The organism is uncultured Mucilaginibacter sp., from assembly GCF_903893715.1.
In the GTDB taxonomy this organism is placed as follows: domain Bacteria; phylum Bacteroidota; class Bacteroidia; order Sphingobacteriales; family Sphingobacteriaceae; genus Mucilaginibacter.
In genome coordinates this window covers 1-5,864 of sequence record NZ_CAITNG010000131.1, presented here as the reverse complement: position 1 = coordinate 5,864, position 5,864 = coordinate 1, and the positions used below count along the sequence as shown (strand labels likewise).

The following is a 5,864-nucleotide window of genomic DNA, read 5'->3' as shown; positions in this document are numbered from 1 at the left end:
CGGCAAAAAGATCGTCATCGTGGGCGATATCCTGCACTCGCGGGTAGCCTTATCCAATATCCTTTGCCTTAAACAGTTAGGTGCCGAGGTAATGGTTTGCGGACCGACGACGCTCATCCCAAAATATATCGGTTCGCTGGGCGTAAAGGTGGAGCATAACCTGATCAAAGCCTTAAACTGGTGCGATGTGGCCAATATGCTGCGCATACAATTGGAGCGGCAGGACATTAAATACTTCCCCAGCCTGCGCGAATACACCATGCTTTACGGTCTCAACAAACAGATCCTCGATTCGTTAGATAAAGAAATCACGGTAATGCACCCCGGCCCTATCAACCGCGGTGTAGAAATAACCAGCGATGTGGCCGACAGCAAACAATCCATCATCCTCGATCAGGTGGAAAACGGGGTGGCCATCCGTATGGCGGTGCTGTATTTATTGGCAGGGCAAACACAGTAAGGTTCAGTCAAAACTTTTCAACACCCATACCATCCCAAAAACCTTTTCGTTAACATTGTGGTTATCCACAGGTGTTAATTACTAATGTTAATTACAAATAAGCCAAACCGTACTTTCGTACCGTTTATCAGTATATCTATGGCCAAGGCAAAATATTGTATACTTTTTCTATCCATTTTACTCCTTGCCTTACAGGCCAAAGCCCAGCAGGACCAAGCTTTTGATTTCTACCGCAGCTACCACGATGCTACCGACCTGATGAATAAGGGCGCTTATAACGGTGCCATCGAGCAGTTCAGGCTGGTTGAGAAATCGCCACTCAAAACGAGCAGTCAGCCGGCGTTCGAGTCGCAACTGTCGCTCATCAAGGAAAACGCCCAATATTACGAGGCCTACTGCGCACTACAGCTGAGCAACGACGATGCTGAAAGCCTGCTACTAAAATTCATTAAAGAACATCCCGAAAATCCGCTCACCAAACTGGCTTTTTTCCAGATAGGCCGCTCCTATTTTATGAAGCAGGACTATACTACTGCCTTAACCTGGTTCAATAAAATTGGCACAGCAGATTTAAGCGGAGCTACCTATACCGAATACAAATTCCGAAAAGGCTACGCGCTTTTCGCGACGAGCGACTATAAAGACGCTCAGGTGCTTTTTAGCGATGTGAAGAACAGGCAGTCGCCGTTTACCGAAGACGCGACATATTATTTTGCTTATATCGCTTATCTCAATAAAGATTACAGCTTAGCATTGGTCAACTTCGAGAAACTGAAAGATTCCAAAAAGTACGAGGCCAGTTACCCCTATTACATCACAGCCGTTTACTTTTTAGACCGCCGGTACGATGATGTGATCACCTATGCCGTCCCCATCCTAAACAGCACGCATCAATTGTACGAAACCGAGATGTTTCACCTGGTTGCCGCGGCCTATTTTGCCAAGCAGGATTATTTGAAATCGGCAGCGTACTATATTCGTTTCCAGGATGAGGACCTTGGTAAAACACAGAATAACCAGGATAGCTACCAGATAGGCTATGCCAATTATAAAATATCCAACTATCCAAAATCGGCTAAAGAGCTGGAGAAACTGGTTGACCAAAAAGACATCTACAGCCAAAACGGTAGTTATGTTTTGGGTGATGTGTTTTTAAAAATGGTAAACAAGCAAAGCGCACGAAACGCGTTCTTTGTAGCGTCGAAACTTGATTTCGACCCGCAGCTAAAAGAAGACGCGTTGTACCAATACGCTAAGCTGTCGTACGAGCTTGATTTTAACAGCCAGGCTTTGGATGCCTCCAGGCTTTACCTCAACACATACCCAAAGTCGCCAAAGCTGAACGAGGTAAAAACCTTATTGGCCGAAGAGTTGCTCAACTCGCATAACTACCGTGAGGCGATTGATATTCTGGAGGCTTTACCTTCGATGACTCCGGTGGCGAAGGAAGCGTATCAAAAAGTAACGTATTATCAAGGCTTACAGTTTTATAATGAACGGGCTTTTGAAAATGCACAGGGGGTGTTTATTCGTTCATTAAAATATCCAATCGACCCTAAAATCACTGCGTATACTACCTATTGGATGGGCGAAGCCTTGTTCGAAATGCGCAAATACGCTGAATCGGCAACCACATTTGAACAGTTTTTAGACCTGCCTGAGGCCCAAAACACCCCAGTTTACAATTACGCAAATTATGCACTCGCATACGCTGCCTTTAATGGCGAACAGTATAAAAAGGCGGCGGGTTACTTCGAGAAGTTTTTGGCAGGAGATGAAAAAGACCAGAATACCATAAAGGATGCCACCACCCGCGTTGCCGATAGTTATTTTGTGTTGAAGAATTATGCCAAGGCCATGGAATACTATGACCGTATCATCGCGCAACATGACCAGGGTGAAGATTACGCTACCTTTCAACGCGGTATGATACAGGGATTACAGGGCCAACTGGACACTAAAATAAATACACTGACGGAGCTATTGAACAAGTTCCCAAATTCAAACTACGCGGATGACTCAGCTTTTGAGATTGCTTATGCTTACTTTTTAAAATCGGATGGTGCGACGGCAAAGACCGACCTGATGGCCATGATAGATAAGTACCCGCGCAGCAGTTATATACCCAGCGCGTTGGTAACCATCGGCCTGATAGACTATAATGCCGGGAATGATGAAGTGGCCGTACAATCCTTCAAAAGGGTGATAGCCGAGTACCCTTCGACCGACGAAGCCAAACAATCGTTGAAACAAATTGAGAAGATATATACCGACAAAGGGGATGCGCAAACCTTTATGAATTACGCGGCCACCACGCCGATTGGCAACTACACCACTGCCGAGCAGGAACGTATTATGTACACAGCCGCTAATAACCTGTATCTGAAAAACGATTGGAACGGTACGGTAGCAGCGGTAAATGCTTATTTTGATAAATTCCCGAAGGCGATATACGATAAGCAGAGCAAGTTTATCCGTGCGCAGAGTTTGGTTAAACTGAACCGGCCCGACGAAGCCGTACCTGATTATAACTTCATATTGAACGACTGGACGAGCGCTTATACCGAAAAATCGCTCATCAGCATGTCGCAATTGTACCTGGCGCAAAAGAAATATAACGAGGCCGTAGTGTTTTTAAAACGTTTGGAAGTAAACTCGGAATACGAGGCTGACCTTACTTTCGCGCTAAATAACCTAATGTTATGCTACTCGGAAATGGAAGCCCCCGACGACGCGCTGAAGTATGTTGCATTGGTGAGAGAGAACGACAAAACATCGGAAGAAGATAAATTTAAAGCGAGTTTGTATGCAGGTAAAGCTTATTTGTTGAAAGCCGATACCACTGCCGCACTGAAAGAGTTGAACGATGTGGTAACGAATACCAAAACCATTACCGCTGCCGAAGCCAAGTACAACATCGCCAATGTGGAATACCATAAGCGGAATTATAAAGCATCGCAAAAAACCTGTTTCGAACTCATCAATAAACTATCCAACTATGATTATTGGGTGGCCAAGGCCTTTATCCTGTTAGCTGATAATTATGTGGCTTTGAAAGATACCTTCCAGGCAAAGGCCACACTGCAAAGTATCATCGACAACTACAAGGCCGATGACGACATATTGCCAACGGCAAAAGATAAGCTAAACGCATTGAGTCCGGCAACGGCTACGCCTGAAGTAAAAAAAGATGATAACAAACCAATTAAACAATAATGAAAAACACTATAAAATACACCCTCATTACTGTTTTAACTTTGTTTTGCTACACCTATGCTTTTGGACAGCAAAAGCCTAAAGCCAAACCGGCAACAAAGACCGCAGCTAAGGCACCTGTAAAAAAAGCTGCCCCTGCTATTGATAAAAATGTAGGCGATTTGGCAAAATCGTTAACGGATACAAGTAAAACGGGTGGGCAGGCCAAGCCGATGCCGCTTCCACAGGATAACACCTCGCTTTCAGAAGAAATTATTGTTACGACAGCTTACAAACCGGTATTGGCCGATGCAGTTAAAATAAGGCGCAACCCTGATTTGGAAGACCATGAGCCTTTTAAAGCGCCTTTGAGCTATAAGATAATTGACAAAACACTTCAACAAGACACATCCATCCGCCAGTTCAGTGCCATAAAATTACCGGCCGAACAACCCGCTGAGTTAGACAACAACTTTGTTAAATTGGGAGCGGGCAATTTAAAAACCACTTTTGGTGAGCTTTACCTGAACAACGGTACCGACCCTGCCCTGCAGGCCGGGCTTTACATTAAACATTTGGCGCAAAGTGGTAGTCTTGCCCAGCAGAGCTATAATAAAGAAGAAGCGGGCATCTTCGCGAAAAGCATAGGAGATGTAACCTCGCTTAGCGGCCGTATCAATTATCAATACAGCGGCAATTATTTTTACGGGTACGATGAACTAAACCCGCCTTCGGTACTACAGTTGAACAAACAACACTTCAGCACATTATCGGGCGAGACAGAATTGGCCAAAAACTATAAGGACGTTGACAATCAATTTATTTATGCCGTGAAGTTGGGTGGCAGCGCATTCAGTAATGCATATCAGGCTACCGAAAACGACCTGCACCTTTCGGGTTATGTAAACCAAACGGTGAGCCATTTTTATGCCGGCTTAAGCGGCTCGGTTGATTTTACGAGCGCTAAGGACAGTTTATATGCCTTAACCAACAACATAGCACGGGCTAACCCCTACCTCAAATTCGAGGGTGATAACTATAAGGTGGATGCCGGTGTAAACATTGTGGATGAATTCGGCTCGTTCAGCAGGTTTTCACTTTATCCTGCGGCCAGGTTGGAGTTACAGATCGTGCCAAAGTTTGTGCGCCTGTTTGCCGAAGCCAGCGGTGATGTTGATAAAGCATCCCTCAACAGTTTTTCGGAGGCTAACCCATTTTTAGGACAAAATATACTCATCCACAATTCGGAAGATGTATTGGATTTAAGTGTTGGTTTAAAAGGAATGATTGCGCCGGGTTTTGGGTTTAAAGCGTCAGTATTCCGAAATACTGTGAAAGACATGCCGCTATTTGTAAGCAATTTTGATTTTACCAAAGGTTATAATCGGTTTAATGTGGTATACGACAACGGCAATTCGCGCATCAGCGGCTTTAACGGCGAACTGGATTATAAACCATCTGACGATTTTGACATTTTTGGCCGTGCCGAAATAAAAGATTACCAAATGGCTACTGAAGTAAAAGCATGGAACCTGCCGTCGTTAAAGGTTACCGCGGGCACCGTTATCCACATCAGCAAACTGATCAGCGTGAACGGTTCGCTGGTGTTTAATGGTAACCGATACGACCGATTGTACAACGGCCAGACCGTAAAACTAAACTCATATGCCGACTTGAGCGGCGGTATAGAATATAAAGCCGGCAGCAAAATATCAATTTTTGTGCAGGCAAGTAACCTGTTGAGTAATAATTACCAGGGCTGGTTATACTATCCTAACTATGGTTTTAATATATTTGGGGGCGCAGTTTATCAGTTTTAACAAGCTTTTACGTTAGCAAACAAAGCGCTTTTTAGCATAATGGATATAGCCGAATATATTATCGAACTACTACAACAGCACGAAGTAGCCGTTGTGCCCGGTTTAGGCTCGTTCCATACCAGCCGGATGGACGGCTATTACAGCAAGGAGCAGCAGCAGTTTTATCCGCCTTGCCTGCAGGCGCAATTTAATGCCGAATTAAAGGAAGGTGCTGACCTTGTGGACCTTATTTCGACAAAAAGACAAATATCGCAGGCGTCGGCAAGGTATTTTATCGAAAAATTTGTTGCTACGTTAAAAGAACAGGCCAAAACGAACAATGTTCCGCTTGGAAAAATGGGCGTTTTCAGCACCCGCCGTAACGAGCTTGCGTTCGAGTCGAACAGTCT

At 44.6% G+C, this 5,864-nt stretch carries 3 protein-coding genes and 1 pseudogene; all 4 read left to right on the top strand.

Features of this window, described 5'->3' with window-relative positions; all coding sequences use genetic code 11:
• Positions 1–460: pseudogene (locus tag QZX97_RS15055) on the top strand (aspartate carbamoyltransferase); the annotation flags it as partial.
• A 138-nt stretch (positions 461–598) separates the two neighbouring features.
• Positions 599–3,676 (top strand): tetratricopeptide repeat protein, encoded by a 3,078-nt coding sequence (locus tag QZX97_RS15050; RefSeq protein ID WP_295664750.1) that lies wholly within the window; start codon positions 599–601, stop codon positions 3,674–3,676.
• Positions 3,676–5,475: a hypothetical protein gene (locus tag QZX97_RS15045; RefSeq protein ID WP_295651358.1), complete on the top strand. Its 1,800-nt coding sequence runs from the start codon at positions 3,676–3,678 to the stop codon at positions 5,473–5,475. Before QZX97_RS15050 ends, QZX97_RS15045 begins: the two co-directional genes overlap by 1 nt.
• Positions 5,476–5,514: 39 nt before the next feature.
• Positions 5,515–5,864: hypothetical protein (locus tag QZX97_RS15040; protein ID WP_295664749.1), on the top strand; the 350-nt coding region annotated here is incomplete at its 3' end.